This is a genomic window from Salicibibacter cibi (assembly GCF_016495865.1).
In the GTDB taxonomy this organism is placed as follows: Bacteria; Bacillota; Bacilli; order Bacillales; family Marinococcaceae; genus Salicibibacter; species Salicibibacter cibi.
The window spans coordinates 225981-251276 of record NZ_CP054706.1 but is presented as its reverse complement, the minus strand read 5'-3'; the positions used below and the strand labels follow the sequence as shown (position 1 = coordinate 251276).

Annotated in this window: 25 protein-coding genes and 1 pseudogene; 8 read left to right on the top strand and 18 right to left on the bottom strand. The window is 43.3% G+C overall.

Going from position 1 to position 25296, the window contains the following annotated elements; translation table 11 throughout:
- Positions 1–35: 35 nt before the first annotated feature.
- The 10 genes from HUG20_RS01295 to HUG20_RS01250 all read right to left on the bottom strand — a co-directional run bounded on the left by HUG20_RS01295 (position 36) and on the right by HUG20_RS01250 (position 9578).
- Positions 36–851 (bottom strand): VOC family protein, encoded by an 816-nt coding sequence (locus tag HUG20_RS01295; protein WP_200087130.1) that lies wholly within the window; start codon positions 849–851, stop codon positions 36–38.
- A gap of 668 nt (positions 852–1519) precedes the next feature.
- Positions 1520–2638, bottom strand: coding sequence for a DUF418 domain-containing protein (locus tag HUG20_RS01290; protein WP_200087128.1), 1119 nt, complete (start codon positions 2636–2638; stop codon positions 1520–1522).
- Positions 2639–2758: 120 nt separating this feature from the next.
- Positions 2759–4477, bottom strand: a complete 1719-nt coding sequence (locus tag HUG20_RS01285; RefSeq protein WP_200087126.1) for a gamma-glutamyltransferase — start codon at positions 4475–4477, stop codon at positions 2759–2761.
- A gap of 494 nt (positions 4478–4971) precedes the next feature.
- Complete coding sequence (locus HUG20_RS01280) at positions 4972–5652, bottom strand: CAP domain-containing protein (protein ID WP_200087125.1); 681 nt, start codon at positions 5650–5652, stop codon at positions 4972–4974.
- 265 nt (positions 5653–5917) lie between these two features.
- A complete protein-coding gene (locus tag HUG20_RS19030) occupies positions 5918–6238 on the bottom strand; it encodes an HNH endonuclease signature motif containing protein (RefSeq protein ID WP_246476613.1) in 321 nt (106 codons plus the stop codon).
- Between the two features lie 76 nt (positions 6239–6314).
- Positions 6315–6719 (bottom strand): transcriptional regulator Spx, encoded by a 405-nt coding sequence (gene spx, locus HUG20_RS01270; protein ID WP_200087122.1) that lies wholly within the window; start codon positions 6717–6719, stop codon positions 6315–6317.
- A 37-nt stretch (positions 6720–6756) separates the two neighbouring features.
- On the bottom strand, positions 6757–7152 hold the full coding sequence (locus HUG20_RS01265; RefSeq protein WP_200087120.1) for a hypothetical protein: 396 nt from the start codon (positions 7150–7152) through the stop codon (positions 6757–6759).
- A 74-nt stretch (positions 7153–7226) separates the two neighbouring features.
- Positions 7227–7586 carry a BlaI/MecI/CopY family transcriptional regulator gene (locus tag HUG20_RS01260; RefSeq protein WP_246476487.1) on the bottom strand — a complete coding sequence of 120 codons (360 nt, stop codon included), beginning with the start codon at positions 7584–7586 and terminating at the stop codon, positions 7227–7229.
- A 20-nt stretch (positions 7587–7606) separates the two neighbouring features.
- Positions 7607–8719, bottom strand: coding sequence for a M56 family metallopeptidase (locus HUG20_RS01255; RefSeq protein WP_246476612.1), 1113 nt, complete (start codon positions 8717–8719; stop codon positions 7607–7609).
- Between the two features lie 544 nt (positions 8720–9263).
- On the bottom strand, positions 9264–9578 hold the full coding sequence (locus HUG20_RS01250; RefSeq protein WP_200087116.1) for a phage holin, LLH family: 315 nt from the start codon (positions 9576–9578) through the stop codon (positions 9264–9266).
- 171 nt (positions 9579–9749) lie between these two features.
- On the opposite strand from HUG20_RS01250, the gene HUG20_RS01245 reads away from it, so the two are divergent.
- Positions 9750–10583 (top strand): DUF5067 domain-containing protein, encoded by an 834-nt coding sequence (locus HUG20_RS01245; RefSeq protein WP_200087114.1) that lies wholly within the window; start codon positions 9750–9752, stop codon positions 10581–10583.
- Positions 10584–10711: 128 nt separating this feature from the next.
- Here the strand turns inward: HUG20_RS01245 and HUG20_RS01240 are convergent.
- The 4 genes and pseudogenes from HUG20_RS01240 to HUG20_RS01225 all read right to left on the bottom strand — a co-directional run.
- Positions 10712–10924 (bottom strand): annotated as a pseudogene (locus tag HUG20_RS01240) (Rieske (2Fe-2S) protein); the annotation flags it as partial.
- Between the two features lie 32 nt (positions 10925–10956).
- Positions 10957–12060, bottom strand: coding sequence for a PQQ-dependent sugar dehydrogenase (locus HUG20_RS01235; protein WP_246476486.1), 1104 nt, complete (start codon positions 12058–12060; stop codon positions 10957–10959).
- A 165-nt stretch (positions 12061–12225) separates the two neighbouring features.
- Entirely contained in the window at positions 12226–12738 is a 513-nt protein-coding gene (locus tag HUG20_RS01230; RefSeq protein WP_200087110.1) for a type 1 glutamine amidotransferase domain-containing protein, read from the bottom strand.
- A 93-nt stretch (positions 12739–12831) separates the two neighbouring features.
- Positions 12832–13731, bottom strand: coding sequence for a cation diffusion facilitator family transporter (locus tag HUG20_RS01225; RefSeq protein ID WP_200087108.1), 900 nt, complete (start codon positions 13729–13731; stop codon positions 12832–12834).
- 247 nt (positions 13732–13978) lie between these two features.
- On the opposite strand from HUG20_RS01225, the gene HUG20_RS01220 reads away from it, so the two are divergent.
- On the top strand, positions 13979–14134 hold the full coding sequence (locus HUG20_RS01220) for a hypothetical protein (RefSeq protein ID WP_200087106.1): 156 nt from the start codon (positions 13979–13981) through the stop codon (positions 14132–14134).
- A 103-nt stretch (positions 14135–14237) separates the two neighbouring features.
- Here HUG20_RS01220 and HUG20_RS01215 read toward each other — a convergent pair whose 3' ends face one another.
- Positions 14238–15251: an aromatic acid exporter family protein gene (locus HUG20_RS01215; RefSeq protein ID WP_200087104.1), complete on the bottom strand. Its 1014-nt coding sequence runs from the start codon at positions 15249–15251 to the stop codon at positions 14238–14240.
- Between the two features lie 282 nt (positions 15252–15533).
- Here HUG20_RS01215 and HUG20_RS01210 point away from each other — a divergent pair, with 282 nt between their 5' ends.
- The 5 genes from HUG20_RS01210 to HUG20_RS01190 all read left to right on the top strand — a co-directional run bounded on the left by HUG20_RS01210 (position 15534) and on the right by HUG20_RS01190 (position 20373).
- On the top strand, positions 15534–16238 hold the full coding sequence (locus tag HUG20_RS01210; protein WP_200087102.1) for a GntR family transcriptional regulator: 705 nt from the start codon (positions 15534–15536) through the stop codon (positions 16236–16238).
- 6 nt (positions 16239–16244) lie between these two features.
- The gene (locus HUG20_RS01205; protein WP_200087100.1) at positions 16245–17441 is read left to right on the top strand and encodes a CaiB/BaiF CoA transferase family protein; all 1197 of its coding nucleotides are present in this window, start codon (positions 16245–16247) and stop codon (positions 17439–17441) included.
- A gap of 213 nt (positions 17442–17654) precedes the next feature.
- Positions 17655–17894 (top strand): hypothetical protein, encoded by a 240-nt coding sequence (locus HUG20_RS01200; protein ID WP_246476485.1) that lies wholly within the window; start codon positions 17655–17657, stop codon positions 17892–17894.
- A gap of 2 nt (positions 17895–17896) precedes the next feature.
- Positions 17897–19420, top strand: coding sequence for a sodium:solute symporter family protein (locus HUG20_RS01195; RefSeq protein ID WP_200087098.1), 1524 nt, complete (start codon positions 17897–17899; stop codon positions 19418–19420).
- A 23-nt stretch (positions 19421–19443) separates the two neighbouring features.
- A complete protein-coding gene (locus HUG20_RS01190) occupies positions 19444–20373 on the top strand; it encodes a hydroxymethylglutaryl-CoA lyase (RefSeq protein ID WP_200087096.1) in 930 nt (309 codons plus the stop codon).
- 123 nt (positions 20374–20496) lie between these two features.
- On the opposite strand, the gene HUG20_RS01185 is transcribed toward HUG20_RS01190, so the two are convergent.
- The 3 genes from HUG20_RS01185 to HUG20_RS01180 form a co-directional block, all read right to left on the bottom strand.
- On the bottom strand, positions 20497–23775 hold the full coding sequence (locus HUG20_RS01185) for an efflux RND transporter permease subunit (RefSeq protein ID WP_200087094.1): 3279 nt from the start codon (positions 23773–23775) through the stop codon (positions 20497–20499).
- A 65-nt stretch (positions 23776–23840) separates the two neighbouring features.
- On the bottom strand, positions 23841–23972 hold the full coding sequence (locus HUG20_RS19305) for a hypothetical protein (protein ID WP_281392436.1): 132 nt from the start codon (positions 23970–23972) through the stop codon (positions 23841–23843).
- Positions 23973–24119: 147 nt separating this feature from the next.
- On the bottom strand, positions 24120–24569 hold the full coding sequence (locus HUG20_RS01180; RefSeq protein WP_200087092.1) for a MarR family winged helix-turn-helix transcriptional regulator: 450 nt from the start codon (positions 24567–24569) through the stop codon (positions 24120–24122).
- A 262-nt stretch (positions 24570–24831) separates the two neighbouring features.
- Here HUG20_RS01180 and HUG20_RS01175 point away from each other — a divergent pair, with 262 nt between their 5' ends.
- Positions 24832–25293, top strand: a complete 462-nt coding sequence (locus HUG20_RS01175; protein ID WP_200087084.1) for a MarR family winged helix-turn-helix transcriptional regulator — start codon at positions 24832–24834, stop codon at positions 25291–25293.
- Positions 25294–25296: the final 3 nt, after the last annotated feature.

The following is a 25296-nucleotide window of genomic DNA, read 5'->3' as shown; positions in this document are numbered from 1 at the left end:
TTTCCCATGACGTTCACTCGCCATTTGCCATAAAGCTACTTGAAACGGTACAAACCACCGCGGAGCTCTTGGTCATTGGTATTCTCCGCACCTTCGAAAGCCAATAAAAACGGCCGTTCCCCACGTTTATTTAAAGCATCCGATACCATTCCTGTTCCTGTTGGTTCCGCGAAAAGCAGATCACCGCCCGGCAAATGAAGTTTTCTCACTTTCGCGTTCAACGTGTCATCACTTGTGGGCACATCCGCTTCTAAATCAAACCATTTCGACCATTTTTTCACTGTTTCATCAACATCATTAACTGCCATAGCAAGATAGGCAATCGATAACGGTCCGGCTTCATGTGTTGTAATGATATCTTTGTGCTTTAATTCGGTGCGTCTTTCTTCATCGCTCTTCTGCCAGTCAATGAAGAACGGCAGAGGCAAATCACTATGCGGATCTGCAGCGAAAAGTAACGACCATTCAAGCATTTTGCCATCTGGTTGTTTCCGGCTAAGCGGCACAGGTCCGTTCACCGACAAGCCTTTGCGCTGTAATTTTTCCGCCAAAGCTTCCAAGTTGCGCGTGCGCAACGCTACTCGTGAAAAACCTTCCACAAAATGGTCTTTTGCAATCGTGGAAAAAGGGCTGTGCGTAATCTCTTGAGCCTTCGAACGTTTGAATACATCATCATCATCTATGCCCAAATATTCAACGTAACTTAAATCAAAATGGAGCAATGTATTGTATGTTCCACGGTGTTCGTGCCGTCCACCGTTCACTGCGTGAAGACCCTGTGATTGCAACGAATGCTTGATGTCATAGGCATCATGAACATAATGAATCACATGGTCGAATTGTAAAGTCATGGTTGAACACTCCATAATATCTTATTAAATTCATAGGATTTATACAGTATAATATTCTATGTCATTGATCCACGCGTGTCAATTAATAAAACTCCACATGTAGAAAAACTTATCCACATTCGTGTCTACACAAAGGTTATGGGTGTATATGTGCCTATTTCTCTCTATGATGATTCGGTCTATTTTCCAGAAATCCCGCCTTTGTTGATTCATCTTTTTAAAGATGAATCCCTTCCAATGCACCTCATATTGAGAATTATTCTTTTTTAGAGACGATGTGCCTTCCTACGTCCCCCAAATTGAGGTTTTTTCAGGCGCGTGGATTTACCTTAAAATACCTTCTGGCATGAAAAGAGAAAACTGTTTATTTCAGATAAGTCCTATCGAACATGATCGGAGGACTCAAAACGGTGCTCAGAAGCCAGAGGAATCCCCAGTCCCGGGTTTTGGGGACCCGTAATGGCTGCCGAATGCCGAATTAGTCCGCAAATGTATGTAACATAACACAGTATATTTAATATCCTTTTCGTCTAAGCCCTTTTGTTGAAAAATATGGATAATCAACGCGCCTGATTCATATGTTTCAACCATTGATTTTGGTGTTGATCCATCTTTCTTATCTACTAAAAAAATCACATTCGCAATGAAATGTGATCTTTTCATCCCCCTTAAATTCTCCTTTTCAACGGAACGACTTTTCCATACGTCCCGATCCTCCAGAGCCATTCAAACGGACCATAATAAAATTTTTGTAGCCAAAAGTGGCTAAAAATCATTTGTGCTACAAATAAAATGACACCTATACTGAGCGCAAATAAATAAGTAGGTTCCGTCCATATGCCGATGCCTGTAAAAATCGATCTCCCACTTAAATGAAACACACTCACGAACACAAGGGATTGCATGAGATAATGGGTAAAAGCCATTTTACCGATGGCAGAAAATGGAAAGGGAGCCTTTGAGATGAATGTTCTGCTTGTCCCCAACAGGATAATACACAGGATCATGCCGATGGTCAAAACAAATGGATAAAAAGCGTCCAAAGGATTGAGAAAATCATCATCATAAAGGCTTGTCTTCCCTGCTAAACCGATGGCAAGAAACACAAAAGATAGGAACCACATCAACGTTCTTCGCTCCCCAATGAACGACAACAGCCCCTTACGATAGGCATACATCCCAAAAAGGAAAAAACCTAAATGTCGCATCATCGAAGTGAACTCATTAATTAAATACTCTGCTCCTGTTGGAGGTTCTCCCGAACCAAGTAAGAGATGTTTCAGCCATCCATTAAGGGAAAACTCATAGGGCGAGTAATCGTTCATAACATCGATCCCTACCGTATATCCTAACCAAAAAAGCAAGGCGGCTGTGAGTAACCACTTTGCAGTTAGATTCATAAACAGCAACAACACAAAGCCGGCCATGGCGTACATGAGTAAAATATCTCCCGACCATACGACATAGCCGTGAATAGCCCCTGCAAAAGCCAACAATAAAAGCCTTCTCACTAACGTCGAATACGGACGCAAATCTTTATTTTTTAATTTACTATAAATGAGGAGCAGACTTATGCCAAACATAAACGCAAACAATGGCCTTGCACTATCGTCCAGTACAATGGATAAAAAATCGTATACGACCTGATTTGCGGAGGACTGGCCATCCGTATCTACTTGCGCCAGGCCAGGCACATTTGCCAAAAAAATGGCTAGTAAAGCCAACCCTCTCATTTGATCTAAAATAGCAATTCTTTGATATTGATCTTTTCCATTTATCGGTGCCATAGAACCTTCCTCTTTTTAAAAATGATGACGTTGGAGGAAAGCCCGCGTGAAATACGTGAAGAAAAAGTCGGGATTAAACAACGTCCAAGGCTAGATTAGGGTTCCCTGAATGCTAAAAGCTTAATCTGTTGTTTCCATACCCCAGTCCCCTTCACGCCGGTGATCGGTTACTCCTGAAAGCTCATCGGTTTCCCGATCGATAGCCAAAGCCTGGATCGATCCAAAGTAGAGCGGTGTAGGGGGTTCACGAATCTCGCTATAACCGATGTCAAGCAATGCTTCCCGTTGGTCAGATTCAGGTAGTGGTTCCTCCATGATGAGTTCATTTTCATCCAAATGAAAACGCTGGGCTTCCACGGTTTCGTCAAGATCCGTGCCCCCGGCCCAATCGGCGACCACTTGCGTAAGCATGATGGGAATTCGCTCGCCTCCGGGACTTCCAATGCCCATCACCGGCCCCTCTTCATCAGCAATAATCAGTGGAGAAGACCATGTCACCGAACGTCGTCCGGGCTCCGGTTCATTTTCCTCCCCCTCGCCGATGCTGAACCTCGCCATCTGGTTATTAAGGAAAAATCCTTCGATATATTCTCCGGCTCCCCAGAAATCTGTAAGCGTGTTCGTCATGGAAACAACGGTTCCATCATCATCAACGACGGTAATATGGGTCGTATTGGGGTCAGCATCTCCGTAAGACTGTTCAGCATCCATCGGCAATAGACTGTCGCTGGATATTTCTTCTGCCCAAGCAGCATTACGCTCAGGGTCGTTTATGTTATCATCCGGATCATCCACATAATCAGGGTCACCGAAATCTGTTTCAATAAACTGTCGTGCAAGCCTCCATGACATGGCAATGTCATGAATAAATGCGGTGCTGTTTCGTTCTTCCTCTAAAATGTCTCGTTCTTCGCTGATTTGCAGCATCTGAATGACGCTCGTTCCGGGAAGTGGCTGGGGAGCACCGATCATTTCATACCCGGCAAATTCTCCGGTAACCGGATCATGGCGCCCAACATCATAGTCTGACAGAGAATTCATGTTCAGGCCTTCCACATCGGAAGCCAATGTTTCTCCGATGTCTTCCTCGTAGAAGGCTTCTCCTCCACGATCGCGGATCTCCCGCAGTGTATCAGCCAATTCCGGCTGTTCCAGATTGGCATCCTCCGCTAATGGCACTCCACCGGGATAGAAATGCTCAAGCTGCTCTGTCGGCAACCGATCTTGAGCGGATTGAAGCTGCTGGGCGAGCGTTTCTGAAACCTCAACACTTTCAGCTAAATCAATAGACGGATCCATTAGCTCTTGCCAATCAGCCACCCCATGGTCTTCATGTAATTCCACCATTCCGGCCACAAACCCCGGCACACCAATATCAGATGATGGTATTCCTTCCTCCGGGACAACCTCACGATAATCATAAGCCTGAGGTTCTTCCCCCTGTTCTTGAATCAGTGCCACACCTCCGCCGCCGATGCCGGAGGCGAAGGGTTCCACAACGGATATAGCATAAGCAGCAGCAATCGCAGCATCTGCTGCACTTCCCCCGTTATCCAGAACTTCCTTGCCTGCATCGACGGCTTCCGGGTGCCCGGCACTCACTCCGTAGGCGTCTGGAACATCAGACGCATCGTCTGCTGACTCATCATCGGTTTCATCTTCATCGTTTTGCTCATCTGGGGGCGTATCATTTTGATCTTGCGTTTCAGAGGGTTCGGTTTCATTATCTGTCTCTTCTTCCGAGGCACATCCACTAAGCACAAACGATACGGTTGCAATAGCGGAAAAAACAAAGCCGGTATGACGATTGAATTTCGAATATATCATGTTTCGTCTCACTAACACACCGCCTTGGTCGAAGATAAACACATCTATGAAGCAAGTATATGAACTGCGCACGATACTCCCAATTCTCCTGAATGCTTTTATAAGAGGAAAACGGGAATATCGAAATCATTAAAAACTTGATGGTGTACGTGGTTCTCTTTTTCTCTATTTTTAAAGGGCAACACTAAAATCAATGGCTGATATTCGTGATTAAATATGGTGGTGACACTAGCTAGCAAAGGGAAAACACGTAGACTCCTGTGGGAAAGCGCAGCGGGAAGACCCCCGCAGAAAAAAAGCGAACTTCTTTTTTCCGAGGAGGCTGAGCTCGGGGCCCACGGAAAGCGTAGTGTTTTTCCATAGCGGTCACTACAAATCATAATTGCCCCTCCATAGATTTTATTGAAGAGCCTTTTAAAAAACTACATTATGTAGTTTATTAGATTCTACAGGTTGTAGTTTATTAGGTCAAGGGTGGGACCACAAAAAATACAATGATTTTCTGGTTATTCCGTTAAGAACATTTGCGTCCAGTATTCTCCGTAGCTGCCACCTTCAACATGGCCAATGCCAATGTGTGTAAAGTCGTCGTTAAGGATATTGGCCCGATGTCCGTCAGAATCCATCCAGGCTTCAACGACTTGTTCCGGTGACGGTTGCCCCGCGGCAATATTTTCACCGGCAACTGTAAAGTCAATGCCATGATCACTGATCATATCAAAAGGGGAACCATGCGTCGGGCTTTCATGGGAGAAATACTCATTATCCCGCATATCTTCGGATTTTACCGTCGCTACCTCAGCGAGTTCTTCGTGCGCTTCTAATGGCTCTAGCCCTTGAGCTTCTCGTTCTTCATTCGTCAGGCGCACGACTTCCTGCTCGAAATCGCTGCCTACTTCGATATCCTCGTCACTCGTTTGAGCGCTCCCCAATGTTTCATCTTGTTCAGATGACCCATCATCAGCGGATTCTTCCTCCGTATTTTGATCTCCCGGAGGTGGTTGCATTTCAATATTATCGAGATCGATATCAAAGAGGTCTTCAATCATTTGGGCGATATCATTCCAAATGTTTTCAATCGTCCAATCTGATCCATCCCTATCTTCAGTATTGCTTCTTTCTTCTTGCGCCATCGTCCCCGATGGAATGAGTAAAAATACTAATAATACCACTAAAAATTTTTTCATCTTAGGGCTGTCGGAGACTCGTGACTTTAGTCATGAGAGGAGACAGCCTGCCCCCTCCTTTTTGGGTTTATGTCAATAATGTGCTTGCTCTCTCAATAGCTCTCAATTTTTTGTAATTAGCACTCTTGTGGACACAAGTACCATCCAATAATCTTAAATCAAAATGTCCAGTTGCTCTTCGGCCAAAGATGAAACAATCTTTTCGTTGAATTGAACTTTGTCGAACAGCTGAAAAGCTTTAGATAAACCAACGCATCGCGGTCATTTATGAGGCGTCCCGCAACGATGGCGTTTGTCTTTTAAACAGATGCTCTTTTCCTTCTTGATGAATCATTTTATGGCATGTTTCGTATAAGCAGATGAGATTATCAGGGCTGTCTCCGCCCATTTTTCTGGAATCAATATGATGGACATTTAAGCATCTTTTGATTTTCCTTTGCAATGTTGGCATGTGTGATTGTCGCGGAACAATACATATTCCCGTACATTCCAAAAGCAAGCCTAATTGATCACCTTTTTGGTATAAATCCCTGGATATGGATGGTTTTTTGATTTTCTGCGTATCAAACTGCGCCACCTCTATCACGATATTTTTGATCGGAAGGATCTCATGAACGAGATCAATCACTTTGGCGTGCGTATCTACAAATCAGCGCTTAACTTTATTCGACTATTTTTTCTATTTTCCGCGCTTCATGCAAGAGATAGGAACGAACCTGTCTAGGTAAGAATTGGCGCATTTCCTCTTCATGATACCCGACTTGCAGCCGTTTATCATCAAAAATGATCGGTTTTCGCAATAAACCGGGATATTGACTGATCAATTTAAACAAATGCTGTAATGATAACGTATCAAGGTCAACGTTTAATCTTCGAAATGTTTTGGAACGTCTAGATATCACATCATTCGTCCCATCTTCGGTCATAAACATAATCGTTTTCACTTCTTCAACGGAAAGGGGTTCCGTAAAAATATTCTTTTCCGTAAAAGGGATATGATGGGCTGTCAACCATTCTTTTGCTTGCCGACAGGAGGTACAACCCGACGTTGTCAGTATATGAACCAATGAAACCCTCTCCTTCTCATTCGCAACTTAAATGTCATTAAACGTTCCAACCATGGGAAGGCTCACCGTAAACACCAATGCGGTAATGATGATACAGTAAAGCATACTGCCCCATGCACGTTTGTGAAAAAAATAAACCGCAAAACCCATGAAGATGATCAATATGGTTAGAGCAGCATCCATCCCTTTCACTCTCCCGCTTAACATTCCTATACATAGGGATTGCTGAATAACTTGCAGTTATCAGCTGAAGCCGGGATGCCGCTTCCATGGCTTCGCTTTCCGCGGACGAACGGTCAAGCCTCCTCGCGGCGCTGCGGGGGCTTGACGCGTCCGTTTTTCCGCTGGAGTCTCGCCATTGCAGCACCGTCCCTCCGTACGTTGCCAGAAGTGCAAGGGTTTTTTGCTTATAGGGTGGGTTCCTTGCATCCAACTTTGACAACACCAACGGAAAATGCTTATGTGCCAGTCTTTTTCCGTTATTCAGCAGTCCCTACATATGATTGATCACTCTCGCATTTTCTTCATGATGCTTTCGATATCTGCTTTCGTTAAATCACCATTCTCCGTGAGCGTCTGCAGAAAACCGGATAATGAGCCTTCGTGTACGTCATTGATAAACTGTTTGGTCTCCTGAGCCCGGTATTCTTCCTCCGTGATATAAGCCTCATAATGATTGGCCCGACCGATCCGAGTGGCTCTTACACATTCCTTTTCAATCAAACGCGCCAAAAATGTAATAACAGTATTTTGCTTCCACGCTTTCTCGTCAGGCAGTTGCTGTAAAATCTCAGCTGTCGTTAGTGCTCGGTCATTCTGCCAAATAATCTCCATGATCTGTTTTTCAGAACGAGAAATTCTCTGCACCGTAAGTCCCCTCCTCTCTTTTATTTCTTGTTATCAGTATCATTGTCGCCTCCCTTTTTATTTTTTGATTCTTTCTTTTCATCTTTGCCGTAAATATCATGCCACTTGCTTTTTTCGCCTTTAACATCTTCTTTATCGATCGATTGAGCAACCAAATAGCCTCCGTTCACTGCTGAATCTTCACTTATATGATGCTCAACTGTTTCAACATGGGCGTTTGCCGTAAAGCCTGCTGTTGTTCCTAAAGCTACTATCAATACCGTGAAGATTGTTCCACACACCAATATTGTTCGTCGCCACCTGGCTCTACTGGTGGAAATGGCCTTCAGCCTTCGTTCCAAATGTTTTCTTCCTTGGCTCATCGCCGCATAATGACCTTCTTTTTGGTCGAGAACGTTCCAAAGAACGACAAGCAAGAGTTCACAGTACCTCGTTTTTTCCGTTTGGTCCATATGCTTGGTGATCCGTTCGTCGCAGGCAAACTCGCCAAAACGATCCATATCCTGTCGGGCCATGTAAACCACCGGATTGAACCAATGTATCGCTTGAATGATTAAGCTCATCGCTTTTGTTACCAAATCGCCACGCTTATAGTGGGTTAATTCATGAAGAAAAATATGCCTAAGTTCTTCCTGGCTGAAATCAAGTTTCGGTATAACCACTTTCGGCTTCAAAATGCCGTAAATAAAGGGCGTGGTCATATACGGGGAGATGTAAACAGGGATGTTTCGTTTAATGTTCAATGTTTGCTTAGCCCGTCTAAACGCCATAAGGTGATGATCATCGAGGGATTCTTCACACGCGAATTGTAACCATCGGTGCATTTTCACATATCGGTACCCATGGAGCCCCAAAAAAAGGACGGTCCCCATGAGCAACACATAAGGAATCATATCTATAAAAAATAGTGTATCTGCTGCGTTATTCACAGGGATGAAGACGGTCGCCGTAGATAATGCAGCATTCGACTGAAACCAAGCGTAAATAGGTAACGCAAACAGGGAAAACAGCATCATGGAGGAGTAATAATGCCACGATGCAGGAAGATATTTTTCCGTCGCTTTATTTGCCACCTTCATGATAAAGAAACCAATACTTGCTACAACTGTCATAATGAAAATATGTATATACATTTCTGTCACAGGAGACACCTACCCCAGAGTTTCTTCCTCGTTCCTTTTTTCACTCGCTTGAGCGTCAGCATTGTTAGCCACTCCATTTCCGACGCAAGGAACCTCAGGCCAGGACCCTCGCCGATAATTCATGGCCGTCTATGTCTTCGATTTTTCCTTCGCTTGCATTCCCGTAAGCCATTGATTTCAACTACCGAGTGTAGTTTATTCAATCCTACAGCCTGTAGGTAAGGAAGTCAAGAACTGAACGACTACCGGATAAAACCGATAGTCATTCAGAGCTTTCCTGTACCATCCTCGAATAACTGATCGCCCTGATGAATATCCAGGCGATTTTTCCGGTGTGTGGCATTTCACAGGCCGTTGGCGCATGGGCGGCCAAATACCTGGCCATAGCAATGAACATCGTCTCTTTGGCTTTCTGCAAACAGCGATCCGCTTTCTTTTTCCCAGTGATTATACTCTGCGCGTAAACGGCTTTATACATTTAATAACTATGAAAATTGGCGTCTTCACGTAATAAGGCATGGCCTAATTGAACAGGTTATCTTTGTTTTCGTTGCAATGCACACAGAAGCGCTTCTTCATCAAATGGCATATAGGGTTCCGCAAGCCATGCAGTCGCTTCTTCAAACTTGTCTGCACCTGCCTGCCCTTCAAATCTCGATTCCATCAATTCGACGGCTTCTTCTGCTAGCCATGAGATGATGTCTGAGTTACTTTCTTTTTTGATAGTTTTAAGTGCATCCTTTACAAACGGATATGCTTTCTTACCGGCATAACCCAGAAAAGCCAAAAACGCCGTAACAACTGTTTCAATCAACCTGAATCTTTCAACAAACTCTGTAACAAATTCCATTTCTAAATCTCAATATTTCAGAAAAGGAACCCCAAAAGAACCAAAACTATTGTATAAGGATAATGAAGAATGAAACACCTTAAAGTTGGTAATAGTTTCTGCGTATTACTACAAAAGTTTTAGATTATATAGTATCATATCATTTGTAATGAACTATAGGGGGTTAATATTATGAGTGAAGCAACAGCTAATACCACTATGCCGGAAAAAAATTCAATGGCTACGGCGGCATTGGTGTTAGGGATTGTCGGGTTAGTTATAGGTTTCATCCCTTTTTTAGGGTGGTTCATGTTCCCGGCTTGGGTTATGGCAATTATTTTTGGCATCATTGGCAGGAAACAAATGTTTAAAAAGACAAGCGCTACTGTCGGCATGATCTTAGGTATTATTACAATTATTTATAAGTTTGGGTTTTGGATACTTATAGCAATGTTGCCAACAGATGAAGAACCTGATTTTGCGTCTGACGAAGATAACGAAAGCGAAGAATCTGAATCAGAAGAAGAGATGGACGATGTTACAGAAGAAGTGGACGCAGGAGCAACAGAGGAAGAAGAACAAGACACTGAAGAAGGCGTTAACGAAGAAAATATCGAGGAGGCAGATGATGAAAACGCGGAGATTGTTATAGGAGAATCGATGGAGATTGATGATTATACCTTGACCGTTCAAGATTACACCTTGAGCACCGATCATGATGGAGATGACGTCCTTGTTATTGAGTACGATTGGGTAAATAATTCTGATGAAAACGCGTCTCCGTTTATGACATTTATCTTTACTGGCTATCAAGATGGTGTCGAAACCGACAGCGAGGGCATAGTCGAAGACGTTGATTTAGAAACTGGTCAAAACGATGTACAGCCCGGAGGAGAAGTAGAAGGAGCTGAAACAACGGTCGGCATTAATGACATGGACGAAGAACTCGAGTTAGAGTTGGACGTGCTACTTTCTTTTGACAGCGATCCGTATACAACAACGATTGATTTAGAAGATTTAGAGTAAAGAGTACACAGCCCTTTCAGTAGGGCTTTTCCTTCAACCAATAATCGAACATAAGTTTTAGATAAATAACCTGGATGCTTCAATTAGAATCTCGAGGCTGTATGGTGTGGTTAAGCAGGTTTTTTAAAACTTGTTACATCAAAACGTGCATGATGCCAGTGATAGGTGAGTATGCCATCGAAGAGGCTCCCCATGTGAAGCGGGAAGCCCATATGCGGACAGCGATTGTCCACGGCATAGACCTGCGCTTCGTGGCAAAAAACTGCAATTGCGCCTTTGACCACTTTTGCTTTATCTTCTTTTAAAGATTCCAAGAATCCTACGTGTAACCAGTTTTCCATTTAAGCGCATCCTTGTATAATGAATATGAACCTCAATTCCCCAAACGCAACAAACGGTCATCGTCTTCGTCCGGATCCCCGCGGCCGTCCGTATTGTTCGTGATCACATAGAGGGCGTCTCCATCAATGAGAACATCACGCAATCGACCTTCGCCTTCGAATACCGTTTCCATTTCGCCGTTGTCGACATCAAAACGCATTAGCTCTTCCCCAGCGAGTCCAGTAACGTAAAAGTCACTCTCTCCCGCGAATGCCGCACCTGATGGCGCCCATGTGTCATCACCGGATTCGAAGATGGGGGATTCCATTCCTTCAGCCTCCTCGTCCCCGGTAATTTCGGGCCAGCCGTAATTGCTTCCGACCTCGATTTCATTCACTTCATCTTGGGCGGTCGGTCCGTGTTCGGAGCTAAACATTCGTCCATCTCCCGACCAATCGATACCCTGCGGGTTTCGGTGCCCGTATGAATACACATAAGAATCATCGAAAGGGTTGTCTTCAGGAACCGATCCATCCAATTCCATACGTAAAATGTTTCCTGCAAGGCTGTCGGTATCTTGAGATAATTCCTCTACGTCAGCGTCTCCAGTCGTAGCGTACAAATGATCATCGGGGCCAATGGCGAGGCGTCCGCCGTCATGGATCGTATCTCCGGGGATGTCGTCAAGGAGCACGTCGGTTTCCTGCCAACCTTCAGCATCCCGTTCAATCGCGACAATTCGATTCAACACCGTTCCTTCGTCATCCTCGTACGTGTGATATACGATCGCTTCCTCATCGCCTTCCGGAACGAGCACCATCCCGAGAAGACCGCCTTCTCCTTCATCCCACACCTCTTCGTTAAGATTGATATCTTCTTGTGTGACCTCTTCTCCATCAATATGAACGATCGCGCCTGCCCGCTCCGTGATAAAAAATTCATCATCATCGGCCCTCACGATCGACCAGGGCGCTTCAAGTCCGGTGGCGATTTCTTCATATTCCCCGTCTTCGACGTCAAAGGCTTCCCCATCCTCATCCGTTGTTTCATCTTCCTGATCATCAATATCTTCGCCAGTTTCAGATTCCGGTTCCTCCTCATCAGGGGCACAACCTGCCAATGCTATGACCAAGCCAAGTGCCATGTATTTTTTCATGAAAGATTACTCCTCCTATGCCTGGATATTTAATTTTAATCAAAACGTGCATGCAGGAACAAGAGATATTCATAAAAACGATAAAATAGGGAATTTTTAATGAATTTTATTGGGTAAAAATAAAGGGAAGCTGCGTCATTAGCAACTTCCCTCACGATTCAAAGATTATTTCTCCAAAAGGTTTAGAGATTCGCGATTGAATGCAGGAAGATCATCAGGTGTTCTGCTTGTTACAAGGTTTCCATCTACGATAACCTCTTCATCTTTTACCGTTGCCCCTGCATTTTCCAAGTCTTTTCTTACGGAAACAAAGCTCGTTAGCTCTCTTCCTTTTAGTAGGTCTGTATTGACGAGGAACTGCGGACCATGGCAAATTGCAAATACTGGTTTGTTATCTTGCAAAAATGCTTTTGCAAACTCACTATTCTTTGGATCAATACGAAGTAAGTCCGGAGAAAAACCGCCGGGAACGAGCAATGCATCATAATCATTTGCATTCACTTCATCTATTCCCCGATCTGCTTGTATTTCGTCTCCATTTTTGCCATTGATTGTTTTGTTTCCTTCATTGCTAATAATATCTACCGTGTGACCAGCTTCTTTATAAGCTTTCACAGGATCGGTTAATTCAATTTCCTCTACCATGTCTGTAACGAGAACAGCAACATGCTTACTCATATAACTCAGCCTCCTTATGACCATCATTTTCTATTGTACGGGCTTTACATAAATTTGTAAAGAATCCACTATCATCAAATTTTTCCACTATCATCATTCCGCCCATTTCCTCTCTTTTGTAAAAGCAATGGTGACCCATGGGACAACGTCATATTGATCCAGTTGTTGTTGAAATTCTTCTCGAAACATATCCGAATCTTCTATGGTTGAAATAGTTGAATCATTACTTACGATGATATCGATGTCCAGATACAAAACATCGCTCATTTTAGCCATTCGTAACCAAGAATCCTGAATGTTGTATTTTCGCTCCAGGATCGCCATTTCAAAACGAATATTGTTGAATAAATCTTGATCAGGTGTCATCATGAGAAGTTCTTTTCCATTTTTACGAATCAGCTTGATGGGAACAGATAAAAAATATAAACCGGCTAATAACACCATCGTTGGATCTATATAATCAATGATGAACGCCCATGGCGTATTATCGAGGAATAACGCTATAAGAAAACCGATAACAACGGCTAAACTTAGAATCGTGTCCATAAACCACTGGGCAGCTTCTGAACGAATAAATTCCGATCGATGCTTGTTCTTGCTAAAGAAGAGCTGAACTGCAAAACAAAAGACCAATGAAAAAAAACCATATAATAGGGCGCTTCCTACAGCGATCTCTCTCCCGCCGGTAAGCAATGCAATAACGGATGAAGTGAGAGCAGAAACGCATAACAAGCCCATAACGATGGCTTGCATGACTACTATCATGGGTTGAATGGCTGTTTTTCCGAAGGGAAATTTTTTCTCATCATCTTTATTGATGTATTGAGACGCGAGAATAGCCATTAACGACATGACTAAGCTGATGATCGAATACAGGCCATCGAATAGAATCATTTGTGATGAACTGTATATCCCCCACACAATACCAATCACAGCAAAGGTAAAAGCACTAGCTGTCGAGACGAATAAAATACGAGAAACAGATGTATTCACTTTTTCGTTCTCCTTACAGTTTACGTCAGTTTGTGTACTACAAGTCAACCTTTCATATCCTATCATAAGTTAGTGAACGTTTGCCACTGGCTTTTCAAAAAGTGGATTATGTTACTTAGGGACTGCTAAATAACGGAAAAAGACTGGCACATAAGCATTTTCCGTTGGTGTTGTCAAAGCTGGATGTAAGGAAATCCATCCTATAAACAAAAAAACCCTTGCACTTCTGGCAACGTACGGAGGGACGGTGCTGCAATGGCGAGACTCCAGCGGAAAAACGGACGCGTCAAGCCCCCGCAGCGCCGCGAGGAGGCTTGACCGTTCGTCCGCGGAAAGCGAAGCCATGGAAGCGGCATCCCGGCTTCAGCTGATAGCTGCAAGTTGTTCAGCATTCCCTGCTTAACTTTTGCAACCAAACAGTGTGAAAAAAACAGCCATAATCCCCTTTGTAGATAGGGTTACCGGCTGTTTTCCTTTGTCAAAAAGTTGTAGTATAAAGCGTTCTTTTATTGATTCTTTTTCTCTCTTTTTCGCAGCGTCCGTGCTCGCTTTTTCCTTTTTAAATCGAGCGTACGTTTACGGTCCGGTTTAAACATATCTTTAATCAGCAAGTATTGCTCCAGCTCATGCAGAATGTAAAATAGTGATGCCCGCGTTTCGAATTCAGTCCGGGTTTCCGGGAGTGGGTGTTGCTTAAACGTTTCCCTGAGTTCTTTCAACTCTTCCAAATAGTAGCTTGCAGTATTCCCGGGCTGGACGGCACTGCTTAACCCATCCATAAAGTTGGCCATAAGTTTTCCTTCATCAACTTTATCCAAGGCAGATACAAACGGTAAAATCCGTTCAATAATGGCAAATTGACGCCCTCTCATTTCAAAGTAATGGTAAAAATAATTGTCGTGCCGCAAAAAGTAGTTATCCATGCTTCTTAATGCTTTTGATTTTCCATCTTCGATGAGTTCACTTGCCCGCGTGATCTCACGGCCATCCCAATCGACACGTTGATCCCGCAAATAACGGGCATATTCTTTCCATATCCTTGAAAACTGCTCTTCCAGGTTCAGTTGATCCTGATAGAGATCCTCATCAATGCTCGGCATATAAATGTTCATGATTAGCCCGACTGTGCCGCCGATAGTGATGAGAAGAAATTCGTTCATAAGAACACCGGGGGTAATTTCTCCTACCGTATACACGTGAGAGATAATTACGATGCTATTAATGACCCCTTTTAAAGCTTTAATTTTTTGCAAGGTCGGAATGAACACTAATATTAAGATCGCGATCGATAACGGATGATATCCAATCATTTCGAAAATGACCGCGGAATAGAGCAATCCCGCACATGATGCAAGAAACAGTTCCCAGGCTTTACTGACCGATCCTTTTTTTGTAACGGTGATACAAAGAACAGTAATGATCGCCGCCGATGCAAAAAAATCAAGTTGAAGCCATTGGGCAATCAATAAAGAGATGCCCGCCCCTACAGCGGTCTTAAGTGTCCGATACCCAAAAAACATTCGTCTGCTCCTTTTTACAAGCTGTTATAAGGATATCAAAAGAGAGATTGAAAAGCATGCATCCAGTATTATCGTTCCTAGCAATATAACTGACATGAAAAGGACTCGTATTTCATGTATCTGCACCTCCCCGATATTTATGGACTTCTATTCGGTTTTTAACTAGAGAAAACAGTTATGTTCACGTTCCATTGGATGATAAGTTTTTTGATGAATGATCTATGGTTAACTGTTGACAAAAAACAGGAAACCGTTTACCCTTTATTGAAAACGCTTTCAATTATGCTGTCAGCAGAAAGGACTAGATCAAGAAAAATGGATGCTATTGTTAAATCTGAACCATTTCATATCCAAGCATATAAACAAATTCATACTTATTTACTGAATAAGGAATTTTCCCCAGGTGAGAAATTGACCGAAACCGGACTGGCAACAAGGCTCGGAATCAGCCGCGGTCCGGTCAGGGAAGCAATAAGGATGTTGCTTCATGATGGATTACTCGTGCAAAAGGGAAGCCATGTGTACGTCTATGAACCAAATTTTAATGATGTCATCGACCTTTATCGTTGCAGAGAGAGATTGGAGTCCCTCGCTGCAGAACTTGCTGCTGAATATATGACTAATGACGCCAAGAAAAAATTATTCCACTTTGTTAATCAAACGGAAACTGCGTTAAACAACAATGAACCAGACAAAAAAATAGCTTCACTGAATAAAGCATTTCACGAACACATCGTTCATTCCTCTAAAAATGGGCACTTGATTCAATTCATGGATCTGATTCATTCTAAAAACAACTATATGCGTAATGTACTTTTAAGTGACCGGACAAGAAAATGGGTATTTATTGACGAGCATAGGCAAATCGCAGAAGCAATCAGTGAAGGCAAGAAAGAAAAAGCTGGATTTGCCATGAAAGAACACATACAAAAGGACTTAGTTGCGTGGAAACAAATGTTACAATATTCAAGCGAAGAGGAAGGATGATCGCAAATGGCTTCACCACTCGAAGGGCTAAAAGTGATTGAATTAGGAACCTTAATCGCAGGGCCATTCGCCGGCAGACTGTTTGCAGAATTTGGCGCAGATGTTATTAAGATAGAGGCACCGGGGAAGGGAGACCCCATTCGTGAATGGAGATACATTTATGAAGGACAATCATTATGGCATTCCCTTCAATCAAGAAATAAAAAATCTGTGACCATTGATCTTAAATCAGAGGAAGGGCAGCAAATTGTCAGATCTTTGGTGAAAGAAGCAGACATCGTTGTTGAAAATTTCCGGCCCGGTACGATGGAAAAATGGAACCTTGGCTATGAGCAACTTTCTGAAATAAATCCGGGGTTAATCATGGTAATGGTTTCCGGTTACGGACAATCAGGCCCATACCGTGACAAGACAGGTTTCGGTAGTATCGGTGAATCCATGGGAGGGATTCGTTACATAACAGGATATCCCGATTCTCCACCCCCAAGAGTCGGTATCAGCATCGGCGATTCATTATCTGCATTATATGCGGTTATCGGTGCCATGATGGCAGTGTATCATCGCGATGTACAAGGCACTGGCGAAGGCCAGATGATTGATGTCGCACTCTATGAATCAGTATTCAGTATGATGGAATCCATGTTGCCCGAATATGATAAATTCGGTGTGGTAAGGGAAAGAACCGGGGCGAAATTGCCTGGAGTCACCCCATCGAACACCTATCAATGCAAAGATAAAAAATATATTGTCATTGGCGGAAATAGTGATGCTATTTTTAAACGTTTAATGTATGCAATCGGACGAGAGGATATAGCAGATGATCCTCAATTTAAAAACAATCAGGGTCGTTCGAAAAAAGCCGATTTCCTTGATGAAGCAATCGAAAACTGGACCAAAAGCATCGATTTGCAACCTGCATTGGACATCATGGATGAAGCCCAAGTTCCAGCAGGAAGTATCTATAATATTGAAGATATCGTCCAAGACACGCATTATCAGGAAAGAGAAATGATTCAAAACTTCATGTTGAACGAGACGGATTCCCTTAAAATTCCTGGAGTCGTTCCGAAAATGAGCAAAACACCAGGAAAGACACAATGGCTAGGTCCAGAACTAGGCGCGCATACCAAGCCTATTTTAACCGATTATTTAAATATGAATGAAGAAAAGATAAAAGAACTTCAAGACAAAGGCATTATATAAACCTTTGACACTTGTGTTTCGCCAGGCGTATGGATCACCTAAAAATGAAGGCACCGCAGCTACCATAAAGATACACCAAAGGAGCGATGCCTTCCTATCCGTTAAAATGAAAAACTGTTCACCCTTTTTGGATAGTAATTATACCTGTTCCCTTAATTATTATTACATGGGAGAAAACCATCTTAAACTTTTTTAAATGAGAGGTGTGAAAAAGTGAAAGAACCGATACGAAAACCTTGGATTTGGGTCATTATGGGTTTATTAATCATTTTTAATGCCCCTTGGTATTTACCGGAAGGGAGCATTGAACCGATGATTTTCGGCATTCCATATTGGGCATTGATTTCACTCCTATTATCCCTTCTTCTTTCTGCTTATTTAAGCTGGGTTTGTTTGACGCAATGGAACGTTATCGAAGAAGAAGAAGCAAACAATGAGGAAGAAGGTGATTAGCTATGCAAGACCTAAGATTTTCTGGTATCGATTCCATTATTATTTTACTGGCTTATGCGGTAATCATGGTAATCATTGGCTGGTTAGCCGGCAGAGGAGAAAATATAGGGAAGAGCGTTAGTAAATATTATCTTGCCGGACGTAACCTTGGAATAATCACACTATTCTTCACTCTTTACGCTACGCAATACAGCGGAAACACCATTATTGGTTATGCGCCACAAGCTTATCGCGAAGGATTTTCATGGATTCAGTCCGTTCCAATGCTAACAATTGTTATTGGCGTTTATTTATTATATGCCCCACGCTTGTATACGATCGCCAAAAAGGCCAAGTTTATTACACCTACCGATTGGGTTAGATATCGCTTTCAATCTAAGCAAGTGACCATTCTGGCAATTATCCTCATGCTTTGGGGGATTGGGAACTTTTTCCTAGAGCAAATCGTTGCAATAGGTACCGCGGTTTCTGGCTTAACAGGGGGGACGATCCCTTACGGCGTCGCTGTTATTGGATTTATTATCGTGATGCTTACATATGAATGGCTTGGGGGAATGAAGGCAGTTGCAACGACTGACGTATTGCAAGGGAGTATCTTATTAATAGGAGTCATTGTCATGCTCATTGGGGGTATCACGCTTAGCAGTGGAGGGGCAACAAGCATAAGTGAAAATATCGCTGCCATTGATCAGGAAAGAATTGGCGTTCCTGACCTATTTACGAATATAAATTGGATAAGCATGATTGTTTTAGCTGGCTTCGGAGCCGCGCTTTACCCGCAAGCAATTCAAAGAATTTATTCCACCAAGAGTGAACGAACGTTTAAAAAATCATTGGCACGATTAGCTTGGATGCCGCCAATTACTGTCGGAGTAGTATTCATCTTGGGAATCATTGCGATTCAATTATATCCGGGTCTGAGTGTTACAGAGTCAGAAGAAATTATTGGCCTGCTTGCAAATGATATCGCCGATCTCAATTTATTCTATTATTGGATGATGATTATCTTTTTCGGTGCCATTGTTGGAGCGATTGTTTCCACTGCTGATTCTGTATTGTTAAGTTTTTCCTCGATCATCTCACACGACGTTTACGGAAAATACATCAATTCGTCAGCATCTGAAAAACGTAAAATTAAAGTAGGAAAACTTACAGGCATTGTCTTGGTAGGTCTAATACTGTGGATAGCGTGGAATCCACCCGGAACATTATACCAAATATTTGTGTTGAAATTAGAATTTCTTATTCAGCTAGTTCCTGTTTTCATACTTGGACTTTACTGGAAACGATTGTCATCCGGCCCGGTTTTTTGGGGGATGCTGATCGGAGCAATTGTCGCGGCAGGAATGACCATTGCCGGATATGAAACAGTTTTCGGTATTCACGGTGGTCTCTATGGTTTAACAATCAACATTATTATCTGTGTGGTCGGTTCACTGATGATTCCAATGAATCAAGAGAAAAGGAAAAAAGCGGAAATATTAACAGCAATCAAAACTAAAACAAACAATGATCTTTCAACCTAAAAGTAAGACCGGAGGGAATTAATATGAACTGGAACTTTAGTGATTTTGTGGAAATACAAGATGTATGCCCCCGTGATGGACTACAAATGGAAACGAACATTATCTCAACGGATAAAAAAGTGGAGTTAATTAATGCGTTATCCAATACTGGCATCTCTGCTATTCAGGTTACATCCACTGTTCATCCAAAGGCAGTGCCTCAATTATCGGATGCGGAAGAAGTAATGGAAAAAATAAACCGAAAACCAGGAGTGTCTTATAGTGTATTAGTACCCAATGAACGTGGAGCAGAACGGGCGATACCCATGAAAGCTGACGAATGGGAATTGATGTTGTCTGTAACTGAATCCCATAGCCTTTCCAATGCAAACAAAACAGTTGATGAAGGGATTAAAGAACATGAAAGGGTTGCACGTCTTGCTAAAAAGAATGGGGATATAAAGATTCGAGGAGCAATGGCCACGGCTTTTGGATGCCCTTTTGAAGGAAAGGTCCCGTTTGAAAATATCTTATATGTAGCACAAGCTTACTATTCAATGGGGATACGATCAATGGCCGTTGCAGATACAATTGGGACGGCAGATCCAAAACTCGTTTATACAGTGATGGAGAAGTTGAAAAACCATTTTCCGGATGTTGCGTTTAGTCTTCATTTGCATAATACAAGGGGGTTAGCCATTGCAAACATTTTAGCAGGTATTGATGCAGGTGTACGTTCGTTCGATGCAGCTCTTGGGGGGATTGGTGGTTGCCCTTTTGCCCCGGGGGCTACCGGAAATGTTGCTACGGAAGATGTTGTGCACATGCTCGATTTAATGGGAATCAACAATGGCATTCATCTACGTGATCTACTGGAAACTGCGAATGAATTGAAGCAAACTGTCGATCATGATCTTGATAGTGCGGTATATCGCGCAGGCCCTTCTCATTCTCGTCTTTCCACACTCAAATAAACGGGGCGACACCACAGCACTTGCTATTCATACAATAAATTGTAACCGTCGTGTCGACGTGCAATTGGAAAGCAGAAAGCATTAACGGTCCCCTGAACATCTCAGGGGACCGTTTCATGGCAATTATTTATCTCGTTTTCTGCGGCGAAGAATTTCCTCTAATGCATCCATAACATCATCATTGGATAGATCTTTTTCTCGTTCATCGCTGGATTGTTCTTTCGATGATTCGGTAACGTCTTCTCCTTGTTCTTTTCCGTCTTCGCCTGTTTCTTCTATCTCGTTCCCATCCCCCTTTGGAGGTAAATCTCTTGCGTAGACAACGTCTCCTTCAGGTGTCATATACTTCTTGTTCATGCTTCGAATATCAGGATCCACAAAGCTGTAGATAACCGGGATGACAAAGAGCGTTAAGAAGGTACTGCTGATTAAACCGCCGATCACAACAATCGCCATGGGTTGTTGAATTTCCGCACCTTCACCGATACCGAGAGAAAGCGGTACAACCCCTAAAATCGTCGTAATGGCCGTGATTAATATCGGACGGACCCGATCTTGAACGGCCGTCACTATTGCATCATATGCCCTCATGCCCTGCGCTTTTTTCTGATTGGCATAATCGACGAGCACGATGGCATTGTTAATGACAATTCCGGTAAGGACAAGAATCCCTATCATGGCGACGATGCTGACGGGGGTTTGTGTAACCGTCAATGCCAGCATAACGCCAATGACAAAGAACGGAACCGTAAACATGATCACAAATGGGTACTTAAAGGACTCGAATTGGGCCACCATGACAAGGTATATAAAGATGATCCCGAGTACAAAGGCAAGTACCATGCTGCCTATCGCATCATCCAGCATTTCCTGATCTCCGCCAACAACGTACTCGGCTTCGTCATCCAGCTCATAATCTGCCACAACGTCCTCGACAAGCGGGGTTATATCCCCTAGATTATATCCACTTCCATAGACAACATCAAATTCAACCGAAGGAATCATATCGGCACGTTCGATGGTCGCAGGCTCTTCATCTTCTTCAATATCAGCCACATCTGATAAGGAGATGTTGTCGCCATCTTCATTTTGAATCGTGAGCGATTCAAAATTCTCCACGCTTTCCGTTAGTTCGTCCTCGGCTCGAACATTGACTTCGTACAGGTCGTTCCCATTCGATTGGATGGTCGTTGCTGTTACGCCCGTGGTTTGCTCATTGACGCTCTCGGCAATTTGAGCCGGAACAAGGCCTTCTTCTCTGGCATCATCTTCATCAATGAGCACCTGCAGTTCCGGGGCTGTCTCTTCCAAACTGGTATCTACCTGATTAATCCCGGATTCATCTTCCAATTCATCTACCAAGTCATCTGCTGTTTCCTCCAGGCGTTCACGATCAGGATCGTTGACTGAGAAGACAAAAGTATTTGGATCTCCCATCGCTGCCTGAGACATCACACTAACGTCTATTTCGGCATCTGTATCAATATTATCAAGATCACTTTCAACCATTTCCGAGAATTCCATTGTATCCATATTTCGATCGTTCACCGGCACCAAATTAATCATGACCTCGGCAATATGGCTTTCTTCACTTAAGCCTTCATCCATGGCACTGGATCCGATCGTGCTCAAGTAATTATCAATCTCGGGATGATCGTCAATTTCTTCTTCGATTTCGGCAACAGTTTCTTCCGTTTGTTCCAGTTGTGTCCCAAAGTCATGTTCAACTTCAACCATAAATGAGCCTTCATCGGCATCAGGCATAAATTCCATCCCGGCGGTTGTAAGCCCCAATATTCCAATGGCAAACAGAATCAATGTGATCGTAACGACAACGAATCGTCGTCTAAGCGCCCATTTCGTCCCCTTCTCCACAAAGTTGACGAGACGGGATGTTCTTTGTCGCTCTTCTTCTGTGTTTTCCGATGGCATGCTTAATACTCGACTGGCAATCATCGGTACGACGGTAAGCGCAACACCCAATGAAGCCAATAGGCTAAACGAAACAGCTATAGCCAAAGGTGCAAATAAGTCTCCGACCATTCCCGTTATAAACACAACGGGGAGGAAGACAGCGATCGTCGTCAGCGTTGAAGCTGTGATGGCTGTTCCTACTTCTCTTGTTCCTTCATAAGCTGCTTGTTTCGGCGATTTTCGCATTGATAGGTGCCGATATATGTTTTCGATCACAACAATGGAATTATCGACCAACATTCCGATACCGAGCGCAAGCCCCCCGAGCGTCAACATATTCAAACTGATATCGGTAAAGAAAAAGAGGGCAAAGGTGACAATAATGGAAAATGGCATGGAGAGCCCTATAATAAATGGTGTTTTTAAATTACGTAAGAAGGCAAAAAGAACCAACATCGCAAGGATACCGCCAGTCACTAACATGACAACGACATTGTCCACGGCCTCTTGAATAAATTCCCCTTCACTGTAAAGCGTAACGACCGATAAATCTTCATAAGCGTCCTCTTGCAGCAACGCCGCCAGTTCATCGTTGAATTCTTGCTCTAATTGAGTCGCATTCGCATCAGACTCTTGCATGACACTGAACTGCATGGCGGCTTCCTGGTTCGCCCGGGTAATGGCATCCTCATCTTCCGTTGAGAAAGAAATGCTGGCAACGTCATCAAGCGTGATGTCGTCTCCGGTTTCCGGGTCCTGGGAAATCACGAGCTCTTCCAGATCTTCCTGATCCGTCAGCTCACTTAATACACGCGTAGTGATATTACGATCTTCATCCTCAACAATGCCACCGGGAACGGCAATGTCATTTCCCTGGATCATGTCAACAACATCACTTTGCTGCATATTGGCGTCATTTAAATCATCTTGATTGAGCTCTACTTCATAGAGTTCAGTGATGGATCCGGCTTCATCTACGTCCGCAACACCATCTACTCGAGATAACTCTTGTTGCATGTCTAAAGCATCATCTTGGAAGTCACTGACCTCATCCCCGTTTGCCGAGACGGCGAGCTGCATGCTCGGGAGCATGGAAGGGTCAAATTCTATGAACGACGGTTGCCCGGCATCATCCGGAAGCTCCGCCTGTGTAATCGTCGAGACAATATCCGTTTCAACATCATCAATCGATGTGTCCTGGCTAAATTCCAGAATAATGATGGAAGACCCTTCAGCCGATTGGGACGTCATATCCTGCAAACCGGACGTTGCCGCCAGCTCCCCTTCCAGCTCTTCGGTCACATCATTAAGGACCTCTTCCGGGCCCGCCCCTTCATAACTTGTAGCTACTGCGGCCACCGGAGCCTCTACATCCGGAAAAAGCTGAAGCGGCAGCCGTGTCAAGGAAACAGCGCCCACAATTAAAAATAAGAGCATAATGACAATCGTAAATTTTGGTCTCTTGATAGAAAAATTGGATATCTTCACGTTTTATGCCTCCGGTTTTAAGTTATTCTCCCTGTATGTAGGGATTGCTGAACAACTTGCAGCTATCAGCTGAAGCCGGGATGCCGCTTCCATGGCTTCGCTTTCCGCGGACGAACGGTCAAGCCTCCTCGCGCAAAACCGGCGCTGCGGGGGCTTGACGCGTCCGTTTTTCCGCTGGAGTCTCGCCATTGCAGCACCGTCCCTCCGTACGTTGTCAGAAGTGCAAGGGTTTTTTTGTTTATAGGATAGATTTCCTTGCATCCAGTTTCGACAACACCAACGGAAAATGCTTATGTGCCAGTCTTTTTCCGTTATTCAGCAGTCCCTATGTAGAGGGGAATGATTTATGGCGTTTCTTCTTTAACAATAATGCCTTGAAGCTTGCGAATAATATCTCGAACTTGTCGCAGATCTTCCGTCTTTATTTTTGAGAAGTAATCCTGAACAAACATTTCTTCGATTCTTTTATATTCCTGATGAAGCTTTTCTCCGTTTTTTCCCAACGAAAGGTTTAATTCCCTGCGATTTTCTTTATTGATCGAACGAACGATAATATCTTGTTCTTCCAGTTTATTTAACGTTTGACTGACGGCACTTCGAGAAATGTCAAAATAAGAAGCGATGTCGGACATCGTTACGTTTTCAGTAGAAAAAATGTACATCAAAATCGATTCTTGCCTTTTCGTCAAACTGATGGCATCGAAGGTCGGAAGTTGCTGTTGCCGAATCAGACTTCGCTCAATGCTTTTCATCATTTCTACGATATCCTGAAAGATAATCTGATGCTCATGCAAGACATGCCCCCTCCAATCTTAAATTTATATACTGTTTAGTTAATTAACAAATAAGCAATTAAAAAAACATTAACAGGTTTATCCGCAAACATCAATGCTTAACATGTGAAAGGTTTATGAACGTGATTAATTCACTATTTTTTACGGGTTTGTGACATTATGTTTGTGTTGTTGACACGCACTTTGGGCTGTATATATAATTTAGATACAAACATTTCGTGTACGAATGATTAGGGCTGAAAATAATGAAGGGGGCGCTAAAATGGATCAAGATGAATATGAGAGCATTCGCCAAATGTTGGATTCTTTTCGTAAAATTGACCAAAGGCTCTATCAAATCATGAAGGAAGAAGCGGACAAGCTCGACGTCACCATTATGCAAACGTTAGTCCTTACAGGATTGTCCAAGAATCCGAATAGTACTCTTGGTGACATCGCCGAAGGGATGTATTCCAGCAATAGTACAATGAGTGGGATCGTTGATCGTCTTGTAAAGGCGAACTATGTGATCAGAGAACATGCACAATCGGATCGTCGTTCACTGACGTTGCGTCTGACACAAGAAGGGGGACGCAAACAAAAAGAAGCTTACAGGCAAATCATGCATCGGTTATCGACCCAATTAAATGATTATACCTCCGAGGATTTGGATCATCTCTTGAACGCTCATGATGACCTTTTGAAACAATTACAATCTGAAGAGCTACCTGAACATGAACGATGACGG